The sequence below is a fragment of the Variovorax sp. YR750 genome, assembly GCF_900109805.1.
Taxonomy (GTDB): domain Bacteria; phylum Pseudomonadota; class Gammaproteobacteria; order Burkholderiales; family Burkholderiaceae_C; genus Variovorax; species Variovorax gossypii.
Window position 1 is genome coordinate 282,981 of sequence record NZ_FOBJ01000004.1, and the last position, 17,927, is coordinate 300,907.

The 17,927-nt window shown below is 66.9% G+C and carries 16 protein-coding genes; 9 read left to right on the forward strand and 7 right to left on the reverse strand.

Going from position 1 to position 17,927, the window contains the following annotated elements; translation table 11 throughout:
• The first annotated feature begins 13 nt into the window (after positions 1–13).
• The 8 genes from BMY35_RS10455 to fliR all read left to right on the forward strand — a co-directional run bounded on the left by BMY35_RS10455 (position 14) and on the right by fliR (position 5,933).
• On the forward strand, positions 14–1,441 hold the full coding sequence (locus tag BMY35_RS10455; protein WP_093197867.1) for a flagellar hook-length control protein FliK: 1,428 nt from the start codon (positions 14–16) through the stop codon (positions 1,439–1,441).
• Between the two features lie 159 nt (positions 1,442–1,600).
• A complete protein-coding gene (gene fliL, locus BMY35_RS10460; protein ID WP_093197869.1) occupies positions 1,601–2,104 on the forward strand; it encodes a flagellar basal body-associated protein FliL in 504 nt (167 codons plus the stop codon).
• 36 nt (positions 2,105–2,140) lie between these two features.
• Positions 2,141–3,139 (forward strand): flagellar motor switch protein FliM, encoded by a 999-nt coding sequence (fliM, locus tag BMY35_RS10465; protein ID WP_093197872.1) that lies wholly within the window; start codon positions 2,141–2,143, stop codon positions 3,137–3,139.
• Complete coding sequence (fliN, locus tag BMY35_RS10470) at positions 3,132–3,584, forward strand: flagellar motor switch protein FliN (RefSeq protein WP_093197875.1); 453 nt, start codon at positions 3,132–3,134, stop codon at positions 3,582–3,584. Before fliM ends, fliN begins: the two co-directional genes overlap by 8 nt.
• A gap of 55 nt (positions 3,585–3,639) precedes the next feature.
• Positions 3,640–4,065 (forward strand): flagellar biosynthetic protein FliO, encoded by a 426-nt coding sequence (fliO, locus tag BMY35_RS10475; RefSeq protein WP_093197877.1) that lies wholly within the window; start codon positions 3,640–3,642, stop codon positions 4,063–4,065.
• A complete protein-coding gene (gene fliP, locus BMY35_RS10480) occupies positions 4,062–4,820 on the forward strand; it encodes a flagellar type III secretion system pore protein FliP (RefSeq protein ID WP_093197880.1) in 759 nt (252 codons plus the stop codon). The genes fliO and fliP overlap by 4 nt, the downstream gene beginning before the upstream one ends.
• A 44-nt stretch (positions 4,821–4,864) precedes the next feature.
• Positions 4,865–5,134 (forward strand): flagellar biosynthesis protein FliQ, encoded by a 270-nt coding sequence (gene fliQ, locus BMY35_RS10485; protein WP_093197882.1) that lies wholly within the window; start codon positions 4,865–4,867, stop codon positions 5,132–5,134.
• 13 nt (positions 5,135–5,147) lie between these two features.
• On the forward strand, positions 5,148–5,933 hold the full coding sequence (fliR, locus tag BMY35_RS10490) for a flagellar biosynthetic protein FliR (RefSeq protein ID WP_177213617.1): 786 nt from the start codon (positions 5,148–5,150) through the stop codon (positions 5,931–5,933).
• A 23-nt stretch (positions 5,934–5,956) separates the two neighbouring features.
• Here the strand turns inward: fliR and BMY35_RS10495 are convergent, their stop codons facing one another.
• Positions 5,957–6,868, reverse strand: coding sequence for a DUF7832 domain-containing protein (locus BMY35_RS10495; RefSeq protein WP_093197884.1), 912 nt, complete (start codon positions 6,866–6,868; stop codon positions 5,957–5,959).
• A gap of 357 nt (positions 6,869–7,225) precedes the next feature.
• Here BMY35_RS10495 and BMY35_RS38735 point away from each other — a divergent pair, with 357 nt between their 5' ends.
• On the forward strand, positions 7,226–7,540 hold the full coding sequence (locus tag BMY35_RS38735) for a hypothetical protein (RefSeq protein WP_256228296.1): 315 nt from the start codon (positions 7,226–7,228) through the stop codon (positions 7,538–7,540).
• Positions 7,541–7,662: 122 nt separating this feature from the next.
• On the opposite strand, the gene BMY35_RS10505 is transcribed toward BMY35_RS38735, so the two are convergent.
• From BMY35_RS10505 to BMY35_RS10530, 6 genes are all read right to left on the reverse strand, one after another.
• Entirely contained in the window at positions 7,663–8,700 is a 1,038-nt protein-coding gene (locus BMY35_RS10505; protein ID WP_177213604.1) for a GGDEF domain-containing protein, read from the reverse strand.
• 75 nt (positions 8,701–8,775) lie between these two features.
• Positions 8,776–10,764, reverse strand: coding sequence for an EAL domain-containing protein (locus tag BMY35_RS10510; RefSeq protein ID WP_093197887.1), 1,989 nt, complete (start codon positions 10,762–10,764; stop codon positions 8,776–8,778).
• Between the two features lie 319 nt (positions 10,765–11,083).
• A complete protein-coding gene (gene flgL, locus BMY35_RS10515) occupies positions 11,084–12,295 on the reverse strand; it encodes a flagellar hook-associated protein FlgL (protein ID WP_093197890.1) in 1,212 nt (403 codons plus the stop codon).
• A gap of 43 nt (positions 12,296–12,338) precedes the next feature.
• The gene (gene flgK, locus BMY35_RS10520; RefSeq protein WP_093197893.1) at positions 12,339–14,303 is read right to left on the reverse strand and encodes a flagellar hook-associated protein FlgK; all 1,965 of its coding nucleotides are present in this window, start codon (positions 14,301–14,303) and stop codon (positions 12,339–12,341) included.
• A 119-nt stretch (positions 14,304–14,422) separates the two neighbouring features.
• Positions 14,423–16,138 (reverse strand): methyl-accepting chemotaxis protein, encoded by a 1,716-nt coding sequence (locus tag BMY35_RS10525; protein ID WP_093197895.1) that lies wholly within the window; start codon positions 16,136–16,138, stop codon positions 14,423–14,425.
• Positions 16,139–16,158: 20 nt separating this feature from the next.
• The gene (locus BMY35_RS10530; protein ID WP_093197898.1) at positions 16,159–17,877 is read right to left on the reverse strand and encodes a methyl-accepting chemotaxis protein; all 1,719 of its coding nucleotides are present in this window, start codon (positions 17,875–17,877) and stop codon (positions 16,159–16,161) included.
• Positions 17,878–17,927: the final 50 nt, after the last annotated feature.

Sequence of the window (17,927 nt, forward strand, 5' to 3'; positions counted from 1 at the left end):
CGCAGGAACCGACATGACTTCCATGATCACGCCCCCCGTCATGACGAACGCCGCCGCCCAGTCGGCGGCGCAGGCCGGCGCGCGCAACCGCGCCGCCGACGACGACCAGGGCCGCAGCTTCGGCGCGGCGCTGGAGCGCTCGCGCGCGAACACCGGCGAGGCCGCGCAAGGCGGCACCCAGGATGCCGCCGCCCTCGACCGCAAGCCGGTGCGCAAGCCCGGCGCGGACGAGGAGACGAAGGACGAAGGCACGCTGCCCGCCGACCCGAACCTCGCCTTTCTCGCGCCGGCGAACACGGCGCTGCATGCGCTGACCCTCGCGGGACGCGCCGCCCGGAAACAGGGCGGCGACGGCGCAGCAGATGCCGCAGCGGCTGCGACCACGCCCGCCAAGACGGCAACGGACATTCCGCTGGACCCGGCCCTGCAGGCTCCCGCCGCGAAGACGCTCGCCGGCGACGCGGCCTCTACGGCCGCAGATGCCAAGGCCGTGCCCGAAGCCGCGGCGGCCGCGAAGGACTCCGCCGCTAAGCCCGCGACGCCGACGCTGCCCGGCACCGAGGCAGCCGCCGCGCAGCCCGACGCCGCCCAGGCCACTTCGCTGCACGAACTCGCCCGCGCAGCCATCGCCGCTCAGACCATGAGCACCGGCTTCGCGAAACCCGCATCCGCGCCCGCCGGCGCCCCCGTGGGCACCGCCGCGACCGGCCGCGGCGCCGGCTCGCGCGCGCCCATGAGCGCCACCACCGCCGAACAGCTCGCGAGCGCCGCGCAACCCGCGGCAGCCGGCGACGCACAGGCCGACAAGGCTGCCCCTGCCGTGGTGACGGCCGCGGCAGCCGGCAGCACCGACAGCCAGCCTGACCTGTCGCCCACCGCGCTCCAGCAGCCGGCCCCGGTGACGACGGCTCCTTCGGAACATGCGAACGAGGCGACCGCCGCTGCACGCGCTCCCGCGCACACCATCGCCCCCGAAGTCGGCAGCGACAAGTGGGCGCCAGCCCTTGGCCAGCACCTGGCGCGCATGAGCGCCAGCGGCAGCCACACGGCGGAACTCAACCTGAACCCCGCGGGCCTCGGTCCGCTCAAGGTCACGCTGTCGATGGGAGACAACCAGGCGCAGGCCATGTTCGTCTCGGCCCACGAGAGCGTGCGCAAGGCGGTCGAAGCCGCGCTGCCGCAGCTGCGCAACTCGCTGTCTGAGCAAGGCATCACGCTGGGCCAGACATCGGTCGGCACGGAGACGCGCCAGCCCTTCGGCAACGGCGCCGCGTTCGCGCAGCAGCAGGGCCAGCAACAACAGCAGAACGCCGCGCGGCAGCAGGCCGCATCGTCCTACCCCGGTGCGAGCCGCCCGGTCGGCAGTGCATCGGCGGCAACGGCAGCCGTGCGCCCCGCCGCGCCCGACCACGCACGCTCCGGCGTCGACACCTTCGCCTGAGGCCCAGCTCACGCCACACCTTCGCCCCGCGCGCACCAAGGCTCCGGCCCGCCCGGCGCCTCGCAATGAACGGATATGAAACGCCTTTGTGCGCTTGTTCGGCCGTTCGTCCGCGCGGGACTTCGCAAAGAATAGACCGGACAAGAAAACCGCTTCACCATGGCTCCCCCAACAACTGTCGCAACCGCCTCCCTGCCGGCCCCCGGCCGCTCATCGAAGCTGCTGATCTGGATCGTGGTCGCCGTCGGCCTCGCCGCCGCAGCCGGTGCCGCCGCGTATTTCCTTCTTCCCCGCTTCACGGGCGGCGCAGCTTCCGCCGCCGAGGCCCCCAAGCCGGCGGCGCCCGAGAAGCCCATCTTCGTGATGCTGGACCCGCTCACCGTCAACCTGCAGGCCGAGGGCCGCAGCCGCTTCCTGCAGATCGGCATGGCGCTGCGCGTGCGCGACGAGCACGCCAAGGCGCAGATCGTCGAGTTCATGCCCGAGCTGCGCAGCCGCCTGCTCGTGCTGCTTTCGAACCGCCCGCCCGAGTCGCTGGTCACGCCCGAAGACAAGGCCAAGCTGGCCGGCGAGATCCGCACCGCGCTGAACGCGCCGCTCACGCCCGAGACGCCCGAGCTGGGCATCTCCAGCGTCTCGTTCAACATCTTCGTCGTGCAGTGAGCACCACGTCATCTTTCTCCGGACGACAAGCGATCCATGGCGTATGAACAGGTGCTCTCGCAGGACGAGGTCGATGCGCTTCTGCAGGGCGTCACCGGCGACGTCGACCAGGCGGCCCCCCCTCCCCCGCCGAAGGACGGCCTGCCCGCCTACGACCTCGGCGCCCCCGACCGCGTGGTGCGCAACCGCATGCACACGCTGGAGGTCATCAACGACCGCTTCGCGCGCGGCCTGCGCAGCGCGCTGCTGAACTTCATGCGGCGCAGCCCCGACATCTCGGTGGGGCCGGTGCAGATCCAGCAGTTCGGCGAGTTCGTGCGGCACCTGCCGGTGCCCGCGAACATCAACATGATCCACATGAAGCCGCTGCGCGGCACCGCCCTCTTCGTGTTCGACCCGAAGCTGGTGTTCCTCGTGGTGGACAACCTCTTCGGCAGCGACGGGCGCTACCACGTGCGCGTGGAAGGCCGCGACTTCACGCGTACCGAGCAGCGAATCATCAAGCGCCTGCTCGACCTGTCGCTGCAGTGCTACGGCGAGGCCTGGCAGCCGGTGTTCCCGCTCGACTTCGACTACGTGCGCGCCGAGATGCACGGCAAGCTCGCCAACATCGTCGCGCCCAACGAGGTGGTGATCAACACCACGCTGCAGATCGAGTTCGGCCCCGTGGGCGGCTTCCTGCACGTGTGCCTGCCCTACTCGATGATCGAGCCGATCCGCGACCTGCTCTCGAACCCGATCCAGGACGAGGTCGAGGTCGACAAGCGCTGGGTGACGCAGATGTCGCGCCAGATGCAGTCGGCCGACGTCGAGCTGGTGGCCGACTTCGTCTCCATGCCTTCGACCATCGGCGAGGTGATGAAGCTGCAGGTCGGCGACGTGATTCCCATCGAGCTGCCCGAGACCGTCGTCGCCAAGGTCGGCGGCGTGCCGGTGATGGAGTGCGGCTACGGCACCTCCAACGAGCGCTATGCGCTGCGCGTGCAACACATGATCTCCCATCAAGACAGCGACCTGAAGAACGAACATGACTGACAACACCTCTTCCGCAGGCAGCGACGCGGACGACTGGGCCGCGGCCCTGGCCGAACAGACCGCCGCGTCGGCAGCCCCGGCCCCGGCACCCGCGGTGGCACCGGCCACGGCGCAGGTCTTCCAGCAGATCCAGGACACGTCGGCTGCTGCCGCAGCAGCCGCGGCGGCGGCAACCACGCCGGTGGACATCGCGCGCGTGCTCGACGTGCCGGTGCAGCTCACCGCGGAGATCGGCCGCACGCGCATCACCATCAAGAACCTGCTTCAGCTGTCGCAGGGCTCGGTGGTGGAGCTCGACGGCCTGGCCGGCCAGCCGCTGGACGTGCTCATCAACGGCTACCTCATCGCCCAGGGCGAAGTGGTGGTGGTGAACGAGAAGTACGGCATTCGCCTGACCGACATCGTCACGCCCTCCGAGCGCATGCAGAAGCTCGCGCGCGCATGAGCCGCCGGGCCGCTCCCAAGGCGAATGCCGCAGCGCGCAGCGCGGAGACCATGCAATGAGTCTCCCGACTGTGCCCACGCCCGTCCACGAGGTGGCCCCGGCCGCCGTCGGCGCCTCGGGCCTGCTGCAGGCCGGCCTCGGCATGGCGGTGGTGGTCGGCCTGATCTTCCTGTGCGCGTGGGCCGCGCGGCGCTTCGGCCTGCAACGCCTCGGCGGCGGGCAACTCGTGAAGGTGGTGTCGAGCGCCGCCGTCGGCCAGCGCGAGCGCGTGGTCGTGGTGGAAGTGGCCGACACCTGGCTGGTGCTGGGCGTCACGCCGAGCCAGGTCAACACGCTGCACACGCTGCCGGCGCAGGTACAGCCCCACGCCGCGCCGACGGCATTCGCCTCGACTGCAACCTCCGCCGCGCCCCGCGCGGTGGAGCTCTTCGCGCGCAAGCTGCGCGAATCCATCTCCGGCAAGGCCAGTCCCGCTCCATGAAGCATCCCGCATTGCGCCGCGGCCTGCGCGCCGCGCTGCTGCTGCTCGCCGCCACGCTGCCGGCGGCGGCCTGGACGCAGGGCCTGCCCGGCATCACCAGCACGCCCGGCCCCGGCGGCAGCCAGACCTGGTCGCTGAGCGTGCAGACCATGGTGCTGCTGACCTCGCTCACCTTCCTGCCCGCGCTGCTGCTGTCGATGACCAGCTTCACGCGCATCCTCATCGTGCTGGGCCTGCTGCGCACCGCCATCGGCACGCAGACCTCGCCGCCCAACCAGATCCTGGTGGGGCTGTCGCTCTTCCTCACCTTCTTCGTGATGGCCCCGGTGCTCGACAAGGCCTACAACGACGCCTACAAGCCCTTCTCGGAGAACAAGATCAGCGCCGAGGCGGCGATGGAGCGCGGCATCGCGCCCTTCAAGACCTTCATGCTCAAGCAGACCCGCGAGAGCGACCTGGCGCTGTTCGCGCGGCTGGCCAGGGTGCCCGAGATGCAGGGCCCCGAGGACGTGCCGCTGCGCATACTGCTGCCCTCCTTCGTCATCAGCGAGCTGAAGACGGCGTTCCAGATCGGCTTCACCATCTTCATACCCTTTCTCATCATCGACCTGGTGGTGGCCAGCGTGCTGATGTCCATGGGCATGATGATGGTGCCGCCGGCTTCCATCGCGCTGCCCTTCAAGCTCATGCTGTTCGTGCTGGCCGACGGCTGGCAACTGCTCATCGGCGCGCTGGCGCAGAGCTTCTATCTCTAGGTTCCATCCCCAGGGCACAGGCACAGGTACAGGTACAGGCAGAGATGACCCCCGAATCCGTCATGACCATGGGCCACCGGGCCATGGAAATATCGCTGCTCATCGGCGCACCGCTGCTGCTGGTGGCGCTCGTCATCGGCCTGATTGTGAGCATCTTCCAGGCGGCCACGCAGATCAACGAGGCCACGCTGTCCTTCATTCCCAAGCTGCTCGCGGTGTTCGCCACGCTCGTGATCGCGGGGCCGTGGATGCTCGACCGCATGCTCGACTACATGCGCGCGCTGTTCTCCGGCATTCCGCTGCTGCTGAACTGATGTGACACCGTCGATCATCTCGGTCACCTCGGCGCAGCTCGAGGGCTGGATGGTGGCCTTTCTCTGGCCTTTCGTGCGCATGCTCGCGCTGGTGAGCACCGCGCCCATCTTCGGCGAGGCATGGGTGCCGCGGCCCGTGAAGGTGCTCATCGCCGCCATGCTGGCCTTCGTGGTCTCGCCCACCATCGGGCCGCTGCCGGCCGTGCCGGTGGTGTCGGCGGGCGGCGTGTGGATCATCGTGCAGCAGGTGCTGATCGGCGTGGCCATGGGCTTCACCGTGCGGCTCGTGTTCACCGCCGTGCTGGCCGCGGGGGAATACATCGGCCTGCAGATGGGCTTGTCTTTTGCATCGTTCTTCGACCCGATGAGCCACGGCAGCACCATGGTCGTGTCGCGCCTGCTGAACATGCTGGCGATGCTGATCTTCCTGGCGCTCGACGGGCACCTGCTGATGGTGAACGCGCTGGCCCAGAGCTTTCACACGCTGCCGATCGCCGATGCACCGCTGGCGGCCGGCGGGTGGATGTTCCTGGTGCTGGCCGGCGCCGAGATCTTCGCGAGCGGGCTGTTGCTGTCGCTGCCGCTCGTCACCGCGCTGCTCACGCTGAACCTGGCGATGGGCATCCTGAACCGCGCATCGCCGCAGTTCAGCATCTTCGCCGTGGGGTTCCCGCTGACGCTGCTGGCGGGCATCTTCATGCTGCAGCTGCTGATGCCGAACCTCGGGGCGTTCCTGGAGCCGAGGTTCGCGGAAGGCATCGCCAGCATGCTGCGCTTCACGCAGGGCCTGCGGCCCTGACTCCGGAAGGGCCCCGGCGCGAACTAGGGCTGCTCGGGCCAGTCGACCATGGAATGGATCTCTCGCCTGTTCCATTGCTCCAGGCGTTGCGCATAGCGCGGCGCGATCCGGTCGAAGTTCTCCCAGCCGTCCTGCGTCATCGCGTCGCCCGGCTTGCGCCAGTTGTTGCTGTCGCCGAACGTTTCCTGCGTGTCGAAGAGCGCCGATGCCTTTTCCGGTTCCATCAGGCGGTTCATGTAGGCGTGGCAGAACGCCGCATGCTCGGGGCGCACGTCGTTCTGCCACAGCAGTCCGCCCAGGCTGGAAGACAGGAAAGCCAGCGGCGACAGTTCCCGCTTACGCAGGGCGTCGAGCTGCCCGGCGGCGAGCCGGTCTTGCCGCAGGATGCCGTTCAGCGCACACCAGCTCGCGAAGAAGCCGTCTTCCACCGAATGCTCCGGCTTGCTGTCGGGGTAGATCGTGGCGTAGGTCTCCTCTTCGTCGACGCTCACCAGCATGTGCTTCGGCAGGCCCGCCGAGTTGATCGACACCTTCGCCCGCAGCCCTTCGGCCGGAGGCGGCAGCGTGAAGCGCACTTCTTCCACCGCGCCTTCGACGCGCCGCTTGAAGCGCGCGGTGAGCGCCGCGTCGTCCATCTGCCAGTCGAAGCCCGCCGGCAGCGAACCGCGATAGTTCGGATAGATGAAGGCAGCGGACACCCAGGTCACCCATTTGCGCCCGTCCTTGCGGGGAGGGAAGTGCGAGCGCGTGGCAAGGTTCATTTCGGCGATGACTTCGATGCCGAGCTTGCGGTTGCCGATGTCGCAACGATTGCCCGGCGTCGCGTTCTTGAAGGGCTTCTTGCCGAGGGCTTCCGCCAGCCGGACAGCGGCGGGGTCGTCGATGCGCTTGCCGAGTGCGTCGAGGAGCAGAGGGGTCAGGTCTTCGGTGGTCATCAGGTCCTGCAGGTTCGATGTTGGAGTCTCGCGCCGGCGGATCTCGCCATTCGCGCGGACCGGGGGATTGTTCCAGCGTCGCGGATACCTGCGTAGATATACTGGTCGCCGTCACGTCGAAAACAGGCGTGATCGGGATTGGCGTCCCGTGCAATCACTGCGACGTAAGCCGCAGTCACCCCGCAGGGTCTGCGGCTTTGTCGTCCGTGCCTCCAGTTTTGGCGGCTCGACGGGAGGGCTCGCGCCCTGCCGGTTTCACGCAAGTGGTTGCCCGGTACGCCAACCCGTCGAGCTGCCGCCCCCAATTGGCGTTGGGTGCGGCGGTTTCAGCAAACCGCAATCACTTGGAGGCCATTCATGGCTGCATCTGCTCGCGCGTCCGCGCACGTCTCTTTTTTTCCCGAATCGTCCCAAACCGCCAGCATCGAATCGCTTGCGCTGCAGGCAAGCGATGAGATCGACAACCTGCACGAGCTGCAACGTGCATATGCAGGCCTGGAAAAGCTCATCGTTTCACAGAGCGTGAACGATACGGAAGAGATCCATCCGACTCGCACCGAACTCGGAGCGCTGGTGCGAGTGGTCAATGAGGAGCTGAAGCGGCGGATCGAAACGGCCGACTCTGCGCTTCAGTCGTTGCGTGCCGCCTTGAGCGAGAGCAGTACGCGATGAAGGCCCTTTCCTTGCGGCTCACCTTTTTTTTGGGGCCGATGAGACTTCGAGCAGCGCCTCCCGCAGCACCGTCAGTTCCATCTCCGAAAGGTCAGGGCCTGCGGCCCTGACGAACCGCGAACTCAATCCACGGCACCGTGCTGGACGAACCTGTTCTTGCCCATGCGCTTTGCCTCATAGAGCGCGACATCGGCTTCTCGCATCAGCTCCGGCGGGATGCGATGGCGGGCCACGCCGGAGATGCCCACGCTGACCGTGATGGGCCGGCCCTCGATGCGGACGCCGTGCACCTGATCCAGGATCCGCGCCGCCATCGACCGCGCCTGCGTCGTGCCGCCGCCCGCCAGCATGATGCCGAACTCCTCGCCGCCGAGCCTGCCGAAGGCATTGCCGACCCCGATCTCCCTGAGCACGGCCGCGACCCGCTGCAGCGCCAGGTCGCCAGCCGCGTGTCCGAAGTCGTCGTTGATCTTCTTGAAGTCGTCCACGTCGATCATCAGGAAGCATCCTTCGCCAAGCCGTCCCTGCTCGTGAAGGTTCTGGACGTCGGCCAGGAACTTGCGCCGGTTGCTCATGCCCGTGAGCACGTCCTTGTACGCGAGCTGTTCGAGCTCCTGCCGCAGTTTCAGGCTCTCGCGGTGCAGCGTCGCGAAGATGACGTTCATGATCAGCCCCATCGTGATGGTTCCGCAGGGCATCAGCAAGCTCCAGCCGGCATCCAGGCCATGGGGAGTGCCCAGCCACTCGCCACCTCCCAAGATGAGCCATGCACCCGAACTCGCCAGCGCCGAGACACTCAACCGGGAGAAGAGCGGCGCGCCCATGATGGAGACGATCACGCTCATGGACACCGCCCACACTTCGCGATCGGGGCTCTGCGACATGAGAATGGAGAACCCCAGGCACAGCAGCCATACGGTGATGATCGAGAAGAACGAAAGGAACCTGGTCGCGCAGCTTCCGGCGATGGACAACGCGATGCAGCATGCGAGCAGCACCAGGTGCCAGGTCACGTACTGGTAACCCGGGTCCGCGAGCCACCACGCAGCGCCCCAGAACATGAATCCGATCGCCTGGGTAGCCACGGAGATCGGCTTGATGAGCCGGAAGAAGTCTCGCAGCCGTGCCTGCTCGTCGATGGATGGAGAAAAAGCGATCATGATCCGAAACCTGCAACCTGGTGCTACGCGCATGGGCGCTCCGGTGGGGCATGGAGTGGTGACAGCCTTTTCTTCTCAGATCCGATCCGGCCTCGGGCTCTTCAGTGCCCCGTCCACGCGGAACGCAGCTCTGCGACGAGCCATCCGGATCAGGTCGTCCATCGGCACCGCTCTCGAGAAAAGATACCCCTGGCCGAAGAGCACGCCCATCTCCAGCAGAAGCGTCGACTGGTCTTCGGTCTCCACGCCCTCGGCCACCAGCGTGGCGTTGTAGCGCGTGGCGCTCTCGAGCGCGAGCGACACGGCTTCGCGCATGCGCGGCTGGTCGATCCTGGAGATCATGCTGTGGTCGATCTTCACCTCGGTGAACGGGATGGTCGCCAGGGTCGTCAGCGCCGAGTAGCCGGTGCCGAAGTCGTCGAGCGAAAGGCCGACGCCGGCGCCTTGCAGCACGGCGATGTTGGTGCGCACCGTTTCCACGTCCGGCACATGGCCGCTTTCGGTGATCTCGACGTACAGCAGCCGCGGCGGCACGTGCAGCAGTTCGAGGAACGACAGCACGCGGTCGCCGAAGAGAGGAAGCGTCAGCGTGGTGGCGGAGATGTTGACGGAAAGAGGTATGGGGCAGCCGGCGGCCAGGCACCTCTGGATGTCGCGCCCGACGACCTCCAGGGTGCACCACTCGAACTGCGACAGGAGCTGATGGCGGGTCGCGATCTCGATCACATAGGGGGGAGGCAGCAGGTTCCCGTTCACCGGATGCGCCCGCAGCAGGGCCTCCGCCCCGCAGACATGGCGCGTCAGGAGATGGAACTTGGGCTGGTACTGCATCGGCGGGCTCGCGGTGCGGATCCAGTCGATCAGCAGGCGCCGCACATCCTCGTCCTTGTCCGCCTGCTCGGCGAACGACTCGTGAAAGTAGCGCACCATCTGCTCGTTGCTCTGCAAGGCGAAGTTCAGGTCGCGCAGGATCGAGGCGGCGTTCGCCTGCGAATTCATCCGCACGTTGGAAACACCGATGCGCAGCTGCAGCGACACATAGGCCGCATGTGTGGCCCGCAGCGCAGCCACCGCTTCCGCCTGCACCTTCGACGCCAGCTGCTGCTGCTCCATCCATTCCAGTGAAGTGTCCTGCAGCACGACGGTCAGCGACAGGTCGTTGAGCTGAAAGCACAGGGGGTGGAATGCCTCGACCAGCTGGCTCGCCTGCCCCTGGGTCAGGGCAACGGAAAGCTGCGCCCAGAGGTGGTCCGTCCAGTCATGTCCGAGCGCACGGGCCATCTCGGCGAGGTTCGCGACCTGGAAGGTCATCAGCACGTGCTGCCTGCCGTCGGCGGCCAGCAGCCTTTCGAGGAGCTCCCCGAGCGCGCGCCGGTTGGGAAGCCCGGTCAGCAGGTTCGTGTGCGACGCGGCGAATGCGCGGGCGCGGGACTCCCGTTCCCTGGCATCGCTGCGCAACAGGGCCAGCACGCAGGCGATGATCATCAGCGACAGCCCGCTGCTCAAGGCGTGCAGCACCAGCACCCTGGCGTTGACCATGGGAGGAACAAGCTGGAATGCATAGATGAGGCTTATCGAGAGCATGGTGAACGCGACACGTACGAGCCAGGCGCTGCCGATGTCACGCCAGCCGAAGGACGTGATCGGCCTGCGGCCCAGGCGGTAGTGCATGAAGATGCCCCCGCCGACCATCAGCGTCATGTCCAGCAGGAACGCGGCTGCCTGGTGGGTTCCGCCGAACAGGAGCCTGGCGCCCACGATCAGCGTCCAGCCGATGGCCCCGCCGCGCAGGCCGCCCAGCATTCCGGACAGGAAGAGCAGGTCGGACCCGAGGTACGGCTTCGACGGCAGGTTCATCAGCTGGAACGCCATCCCCAGCAGGACGAACCCGGTCAACCCCACCGTCCAACCGTAGAAGGTTGCCCGGGAATGCAGCATTGCTTCGGACGACTTCGACACCATGAGCACCAGACTGAAGACACCCAGCAGCGCTGCGGCCTGCATCAGGAGGATGGGGTAGTTGGCCACCTCCACCTTCCACACGGAAAGAACGAATTCCCACACGCTCGTACTCCCAGGTTCTCGCGTCGCGCTGCCGGCACCTACGCGAACATCTACAGGCTTTCAGGCTGTCGTGGCGAATCTCGCCCGACTTCCTTTCATCCGGCATCCGGCGGCAGGGCATCGCGCAGCGGCCTGCAAGCGGCATCGACGATCTGGGAGTAGTAGTTGTCTCGTCGCCCCTGGAACCGCCGGCCTTGCGCGAATGCCGTGTCCGGAATCGGAAAGGAGATTCACGGTCCATCGGGAAGCCCTGGGCGATCAGAGGTGGATTCCGCCCGCCGCGGAAACCGGCGGCCCCTCGGGCCACCGCGTCCTTCCTCTAGAGGTAGTTGAACAACGAAATGCTGTTGAGTCTCGCGAAGGTCATCTGCGTGGCCTGCAGCGAGGACTGGCGCTGATAGAACTCCGAGATCGCGGTGTACGGGTCGAGGTCTTCGATGGAAGACAGGTACGACTCTTCCTGCAGCTTGCGGTCCGCTCCGCCCGAATCCAGCGAATCGATCTCGGCCTGCCGCGATCCGACCGACGACAGCACCGTCAGCACGTTGTCGTGCGCGTTCGTCACCTTCACGTTGGCCGTGCTCAGCGCGTTCTGCAGCTTCGCCTGGGCGGCCGCGCCGCCGCCGGTCAGCGGCGTGCGCAGCGCGCTCACCAGCTCGCCGATGGCCGCGAACACGTCGGTGCCCGCGTTCTTCGCGGTCGACACGTCGAAGCTGTCGCCCGCCGCCGGCTTTCCCGTGATCTTGACCTGCACGCCGCCGAAGCTGATGGGCGTGTCGGGCGAGAAGGTGCCCGTGGCCGCGACCACCGGGGGGGTGTCCTTGGTCATCACCGTGTAGTCGGTGGCGGTGAAGGAGATGGTGAAGTCCTTGCCATAGTTCGGCGCGGTGGCGTCGGTCACGCTGACGGAGCCGAACACGCCGGTGCCGGTGTTGGCGGGCGCGCCGGACGCCACGTAGCCTGCGCTGCCCTGCACCGACTGGAAGACGGTGCGGCCGTCGTCCGAGGTGGGCATCTGCCGCGCCACGTCGACCTGCATCAGCCGCTGGCCCTGGTCGCCCACGTACTGCAGGCTGCCGCCGGCCGCGGCCACGAAGGGCGGCGTGCCGCTCTTGAAGCCCGCGAACAGGTACTGGCCGTTGCTGTCGGTGGAGTTGGCGATGCCCACGAGCTGGTCGTAGCTGCTCTGGATGGCGGTGGCGATCGACGCGCGGTCGGCGTCCGACAGCGCGGCGCCGCCGGCCTGCACGGTCAGGGTCTTGATGTTCTGCAGGATCGAGGTCACCGAGTCGAGGGCGTTCTCCTCGTTGGACAGCGACAGCGAGGCGCGCTGGCGGCTGGTGGCGTACTGCGAGATCTCCGAGAGCGTCTGGCTCACGCCGAGCGCGCGGGCCGCGCCCACCGGGTCGTCGCCGGCCGACAGGAACTTGGAGTTGGTGGCCAGCTGCTGCTGGACCTTGAACAGCTTCTGCTGCTGCTGGCCCATGGCCAGCACGTTCTGATCGTAGAAGGATTGGGTGCTGATGCGCATCGCTTTGCCTTGACTTTGTGGATCTTCCGGACGAACTCCGGGCTCAGCGGCCGATGCCGAGGATGGTGTCGAAGATGGTCGAGGCGGTCTGGATCACCTTCGCGTTGGCCTGGTACATCTGCTGGAACATCAGCAGGTTGGCGGTTTCCTCGTCCTGCACCACGCCCGAGATGGAGTCGCGGCTGGCCTTGATCTGGCTGGTGACGCTGTCCTGCGTGGTGGCGGCCACCTTGATGGCCATGGAGCGGTTGCCGACTTCGCTGACGATCTGCGAGTAGGCGCCGTTGAAGGTGGCCGTGCCGTTGGCCATCAGGGTCTTGCGCTGCAGCGCGCCCAGCAGCAGCGCGTTGCTGCCGTCCGACACGCCGGAGGTGTTCTTGCCGATGGTGAAGGTGTCGCCATTCGAGGGCGCGCCGGTCATGGTGACGCTGACGCCGTCGAAGCTCATCTTCGCGCCGGCGGTGTAGGGCACGGGCGCGCCGGCCGCATAGGTGGTGCTGGTGCCGTTGGCCAGGGTGACGGTCACGGCCGAGGTCGCGGGAAAGCCCGTCAGGCTGCCGGTGGCGGCGTCGTAGCTCAGCGTGAGGTTCGCGGCCAGCGGCGTCGCGGGGTAGCTCGCGTCCACGGTGGCCGCGCCCAGCGCGCCGGTTCCCTTGTTGCCCGCGGTGTTGCCGGTGACGATGGGCGATGCCGCCGCCACCTTGGAGGGGTCGAGCGTGACCACGTCAAGGTCGCGCGCGCCGGTGCGCGTGGGCTGGATCAGGAACGAATCGCCGGCCTGCGCGGTGCCGCTGGCGGCCGCGAGGCTCACGCCGTCGAAGGTGATCGGGAAGGTGGTGAACGCGCCCATCGACTGCTTGTCCGACAGGCGGGTGACGTTGTAGGTGAGCGTGCCGGCCACGTTGGTGACTTCCACGCTGTAGTCGCTGGTCGTGAGCTGCGAGGCGTTGGAGATCGAGGCGCCGATCTCGAGGTTGCCCGTGTTCTTCGCGTTCGAGAGCGCCGCCGGCGTGGCCTGCGTGAAGAAGTCCTTGCCCAGCGCGCCGCTCAGGTCCACGCCCAGCTTGTGCTGGGCGTTCACCGCGTCGGCCACCGACATGGCGAGCCGGCCGATGGCGTTCTGCGTGGGGATGAGCGTGTCGCGACGGAAGGACAGCAGGCCGCCCAGCACGCCGCCGGTGATGACGCCGTCACCCAGCTCTGCGGTGCTGCCCGCGAAGCCCTGCAGCGCCACGACCTTGCGCGACGGATCGGCCGCGGAACTCACGGCCGCCATGGTGGACGCGTAGTCGCCCACCACCAGCGACTGGCCGGAGGCGATGAACACGTTGTACTTGCCGTTGTCCTGCTGCAGCACCTTCACGTCGACGATCTGGCTCAGGTCGCTCACGAGCTGGTCGCGCTGGTCGAGCAGGTCGTTGGGCGGCTGGCCGCCGGCCATGGCGCTGATCTGGCTGATCTGCTGGTTGAGGCTGGCGATCTTGCCGGCGTAGGTGTTGATCTGGTCCACGCTGCCGACGATCTGGTCGTTGATCGAGGAGTTCAGGTCGGACAGGTACTGGTCGGTCGAGCGGAACTTGCCGGCCAGCGCCTGCGCCGAGCTGATCATCTGCTGGCGCGCGGCCGGGTCGGCCGGCGTGTTGGCCACGCCCTGGATGCTGGTGAAGAAGCTCTGCATCAGCGGGGCGATGCCCGAGGTCTTGTCGGCCAGCAGCGTGTCGATGCGGCTGACTTGCGTGCCGTTGGTGGCGAGCGCGGCCGAGGCCGACTGCGCCATGGACAGCTGCGCCGTCAGGTAGCGGTCATAGCTGCGCGAGACGGTCGTGACGTTGGCGCCCGAGCCGATGAAGCCCGAGCCGCTCGAGATGGCGCCGCCGGTGGCGATCTCGGCCACCTGGCGGCTGTAGCCGGTGGTGTAGGCGTTGGCGGTGTTGTGGGCGGTGGTCATCAGCGCCGTGCGCGCGACGCCGAGGCCGCTCAGACCCGTGTAGAACAAACTTCCGGACATATGGCTTTACCTGTCGATGAGGTGTGTGAGTTGCAGTGGCATCCATCGCTCGATCATCTCGATCACATCGATCCGATGCCTTGATGTCTATATCGGCAGGTGCCGCCGAAAGTTGAGTGTCAGAACTCGGTCCAGTCGCCCTTTGCGTCTCCGGCCATGGCGAGCTGCGGCGCTGCCTTGGACTGCTGCCGCGTGGGCAGGGCCTTGGCGGGGCGCTTGGGCGCAGGCTTGGCGGGCTTCGGGATCGGGGTGATGCGCGTGAAGCCGGGGCGCGTGGTGGCAACGGCGTTGGCGTCGAGCTTGAAGACGCTGACCGCGCGCACGAGGCTGCTGGCCTGTTCCTGCAGCGACTGGGCTGCGGCCGAGGCTTCTTCCACGAGGGCAGCGTTCTGCTGCGTCACCTGGTCCATCTGCGTGATGGCCTGGTTGATCTGCTCGATGCCCGAGGTCTGTTCCTGGCTGGCTGCCGTGATCTCGCCCATGATGTCCGTCACGCGCTTGACGCTGCCCACGATCTCTTCCATCGTGCGGCCGGCTTCTTCGACCTGCTTGCTGCCCTCTTCGACCTTCTCCACCGAGTCGCCGATCAGCGTCTTGATTTCCTTGGCTGCTGCAGCGGAGCGTTGGGCAAGGCTGCGGACTTCCGAAGCCACCACCGCAAAGCCGCGACCTTGCTCACCTGCACGTGCAGCTTCAACTGCCGCGTTCAGTGCGAGGATGTTGGTCTGGAAAGCGATGCCGTCGATCACGCCGATGATGTCGACGATCTTCTTGGACGAAGCATTGATGGAGCCCATCGTGTCCACCACCTGGGACACGACGTTGCCGCCCTTCACGGCCACTTCGGAAGCCGAGACCGCAAGCTGGTTCGCCTGCCGTGCGTTGTCCGCGTTCTGCTTGACCGTCGAGGTCAACTCTTCCATCGAAGCAGCGGTCTGCTCCAGCGAGCTCGCCTGCTCTTCCGTACGCGACGACAGATCCTGATTTCCCGCCGCAATCTGCCCCGATGCCGTGGCAATCGTGTCGGTGCCCATGCGTACTTCGCCAACCACCTTCGCCAGGCTGGCATTCATCTCGCGCAGCGCATGCATCAGCTGCCCGGTCTCGTCGCGGCTCTGCACCACGATGTTCGCGCTCAGGTCGCCGGCGGCCACGGTCTCGGCCACCTCCACCGCATGCCCCAGCGGGCGCACGATGCCCCGCGTCAGGCGCCACGCGAACAGGGTGCCCAGCACCAGCGCGATGGCCGACAGCACCAGCAGCGTGGTCTCGCCGTTGGAGTGCTCGGCCTCGATGTCGCGCGCCAGCTCGTCGATGCGGTCGCGCTGGTACGACGCGATCTTGGCGACGGCTTCCTCGTAGACGGCGAGCGCGGCCGCGAACTGGGTGTCGGCCAACTCCATGGCCTCTTCGTTCTTCCCTTCGGCCTTGAGCTTGTTGATCTTGCCGATGATGGACAGCACGAGCCCGCGCGGCTCGGCCACGCCGGCATACAGCTTCTTCTCTTCCGGTGAGCTCAGCAGTTCCTCGAGCTTCTTCTGCACCGGGTTGATCAGCGCCGACTTGTCGGCCCGGGCCTTCTCGAAGTAGGCGACGACCTTGGGGTCGGTGGCCTTGACCATCGCGAAGGAGTTGGAGATCGCCGGTCCGAGCAGCACGGACCACTGGTTCGCCAGGCGCTCCTTGACCAGGGCGTGCTGCATCACTTCTTCGGTGGCCTTGCCCACGCTCGCCAGGCGCAGCACGCCGGTGGCGGCGATGACCGCCATCAGGAGCAGCACCAGCGCGAAGCCGAGGCCCAGTCGGGTGCCGATTTTCAGGTTGCTCAAGTTCATTTGACTTCCTTCTCCGGTTTTCAGAATTCCGTCCAGTCGCCCTTGGCGTCTCCAGCCATGGCGAGCTGCGGTGCAGCTTTCGGCTCCTGGCGCTTCGGCAAGGCCTTGGCCGGGCGTTTCGGGGTGGGCTTTGCAGCCTTGGGGATCGGCGTGATGCGCGTGAAGCCCGGACGCGTGGTCGCCATGGCGTTGGCATCGAGCTTGAAGATGCTCACGGACTGGACGAGGGTGCTGGCCTGTTCCTGCATGGATTGGGCTGCTGCCGAGGCTTCTTCCACGAGGGCGGCGTTCTGCTGCGTGACCTGGTCCATCTGCGTGATCGCCTGGTTGATCTGTTCGATGCCAGAGGTCTGCTCCTGGCTTGCCGCGGTGATCTCGCCCATGATGTCGGTCACGCGCTTCACGCTGCCCACGATCTCTTCCATCGTGCGGCCGGCTTCTTCGACCTGCTTGCTGCCCTCTTCGACCTTTTCGACCGAGTCGCCGATCAGCGTCTTGATTTCCTTGGCTGCAGCTGCGGAGCGTTGAGCAAGGCTGCGAACTTCCGAAGCCACCACGGCAAAGCCGCGACCTTGCTCGCCTGCGCGCGCCGCCTCGACCGCTGCATTCAGGGCCAGGATGTTGGTCTGGAAGGCGATGCCATCGATCACGCCGATGATGTCGACGATCTTCTTGGACGAGGTGTTGATAGCGCCCATCGTGTCGACCACTTGCGAGACGACACTGCCGCCCTTCACTGCGACTTCCGAGGCAGACACAGCCAGCTGATTGGCTTGCCGCGCGTTGTCCGCGTTCTGCTTGACCGTCGAGGTCAGCTCTTCCATCGACGCGGCGGTCTGCTCCAGCGAACTGGCCTGCTCTTCCGTACGCGACGAAAGATCCTGATTCCCCGAGGCAATCTGCGCCGATGCCGTGGCAATCGTGTCGGTGCCCGTGCGCACCTCGCCGACGATCTTCACGAGGCTGTCGTTCATGCCCTTCAATGCATCGAGCAGCTGCCCGGTCTCGTCCGTCGTGTGCGCCTCGATGCGGCTGGTCAGGTCGCCCGAAGCGACGGACTGGGCTACCTTCACGGCTTCTTCCAGCGGCCGGGCGACGATGCGCGCGATCCACAGCGCCAGCCCGAGGCCGAGCACCACGGCGCCCAGCAGCAGGCCGATCACCCACAGCCTGGCCTGCGCATGCACGGCGTCGGCTGTCTGGCCCGCGCGGACGGCGCCCGCCAGGTTCACCTGCGTGAGCTTGTCCAGCGCGGCGTTCATTTCGCGGCTGAGCTGCAGCGACTTGCCGCGGATCATGTTGCTCACCTGGTCCGTGTCCTGCGTGTGGGAAACGGCAACGATCTTCTTGTGCTCCAGCTCGTACTGCGACAGCAGCTTCGCGAACACCGGGTAGACCTCGCGCTCCTCGGGCTCCGAGATGAGCGCCTCGTATTCGGCGCGCTTCTTCTGCAGCGCCGCCCACGAGGCGTCCATCGCCTTCTCGTACTCGGCCATCTCGTTGAACGAGCCCGACAGCGCGTGCGCCATCTCCTGCGTGCGGAAGCCCGACACCATGCCCTTGAGCTCGAGCAGCGAGCGCGTGGCCGGCAGCCAGTTGGTCGAGAGGTCGGTGGACATCTCGTGGACCTTGCCCAGCTGCATCACGGAAATCACGCCCAGGCAGGCCGTGAGCACGAGGACCGCGACGAACGACACAAGAAGCTTGGTCGCGATCTTGAGGTTGTAGAAGGTTTTGATGATCTTTCCTTGGGGGGCCGCAGCCCGATAGCGTGTGTTGTTCGGTTCCT

Excerpts from the sequence above, each read along its gene's own strand:
- fliL (WP_093197869.1), top strand. The coding sequence starts at position 1,601 with ATGGCTCCCCCAACAACTGTCGCAACCGCCTCCCTGCCGGCCCCCGGC.
- flgK (WP_093197893.1), bottom strand. The coding sequence starts at position 14,303 with ATGTCCGGAAGTTTGTTCTACACGGGTCTGAGCGGCCTCGGCGTCGCG.
- BMY35_RS10455 (WP_093197867.1), top strand. The coding sequence starts at position 14 with ATGACTTCCATGATCACGCCCCCCGTCATGACGAACGCCGCCGCCCAG.
- fliM (WP_093197872.1), top strand. The coding sequence starts at position 2,141 with ATGGCGTATGAACAGGTGCTCTCGCAGGACGAGGTCGATGCGCTTCTG.
- BMY35_RS10505 (WP_177213604.1), bottom strand. The coding sequence starts at position 8,700 with ATGATCGCTTTTTCTCCATCCATCGACGAGCAGGCACGGCTGCGAGAC.
- fliQ (WP_093197882.1), top strand. The coding sequence starts at position 4,865 with ATGACCCCCGAATCCGTCATGACCATGGGCCACCGGGCCATGGAAATA.
- fliP (WP_093197880.1), top strand. The coding sequence starts at position 4,062 with ATGAAGCATCCCGCATTGCGCCGCGGCCTGCGCGCCGCGCTGCTGCTG.
- BMY35_RS10495 (WP_093197884.1), bottom strand. The coding sequence starts at position 6,868 with ATGACCACCGAAGACCTGACCCCTCTGCTCCTCGACGCACTCGGCAAG.
- fliO (WP_093197877.1), top strand. The coding sequence starts at position 3,640 with ATGAGTCTCCCGACTGTGCCCACGCCCGTCCACGAGGTGGCCCCGGCC.
- flgL (WP_093197890.1), bottom strand. The coding sequence starts at position 12,295 with ATGCGCATCAGCACCCAATCCTTCTACGATCAGAACGTGCTGGCCATG.
- BMY35_RS38735 (WP_256228296.1), top strand. The coding sequence starts at position 7,226 with ATGGCTGCATCTGCTCGCGCGTCCGCGCACGTCTCTTTTTTTCCCGAA.
- fliN (WP_093197875.1), top strand. The coding sequence starts at position 3,132 with ATGACTGACAACACCTCTTCCGCAGGCAGCGACGCGGACGACTGGGCC.
- BMY35_RS10525 (WP_093197895.1), bottom strand. The coding sequence starts at position 16,138 with ATGAACTTGAGCAACCTGAAAATCGGCACCCGACTGGGCCTCGGCTTC.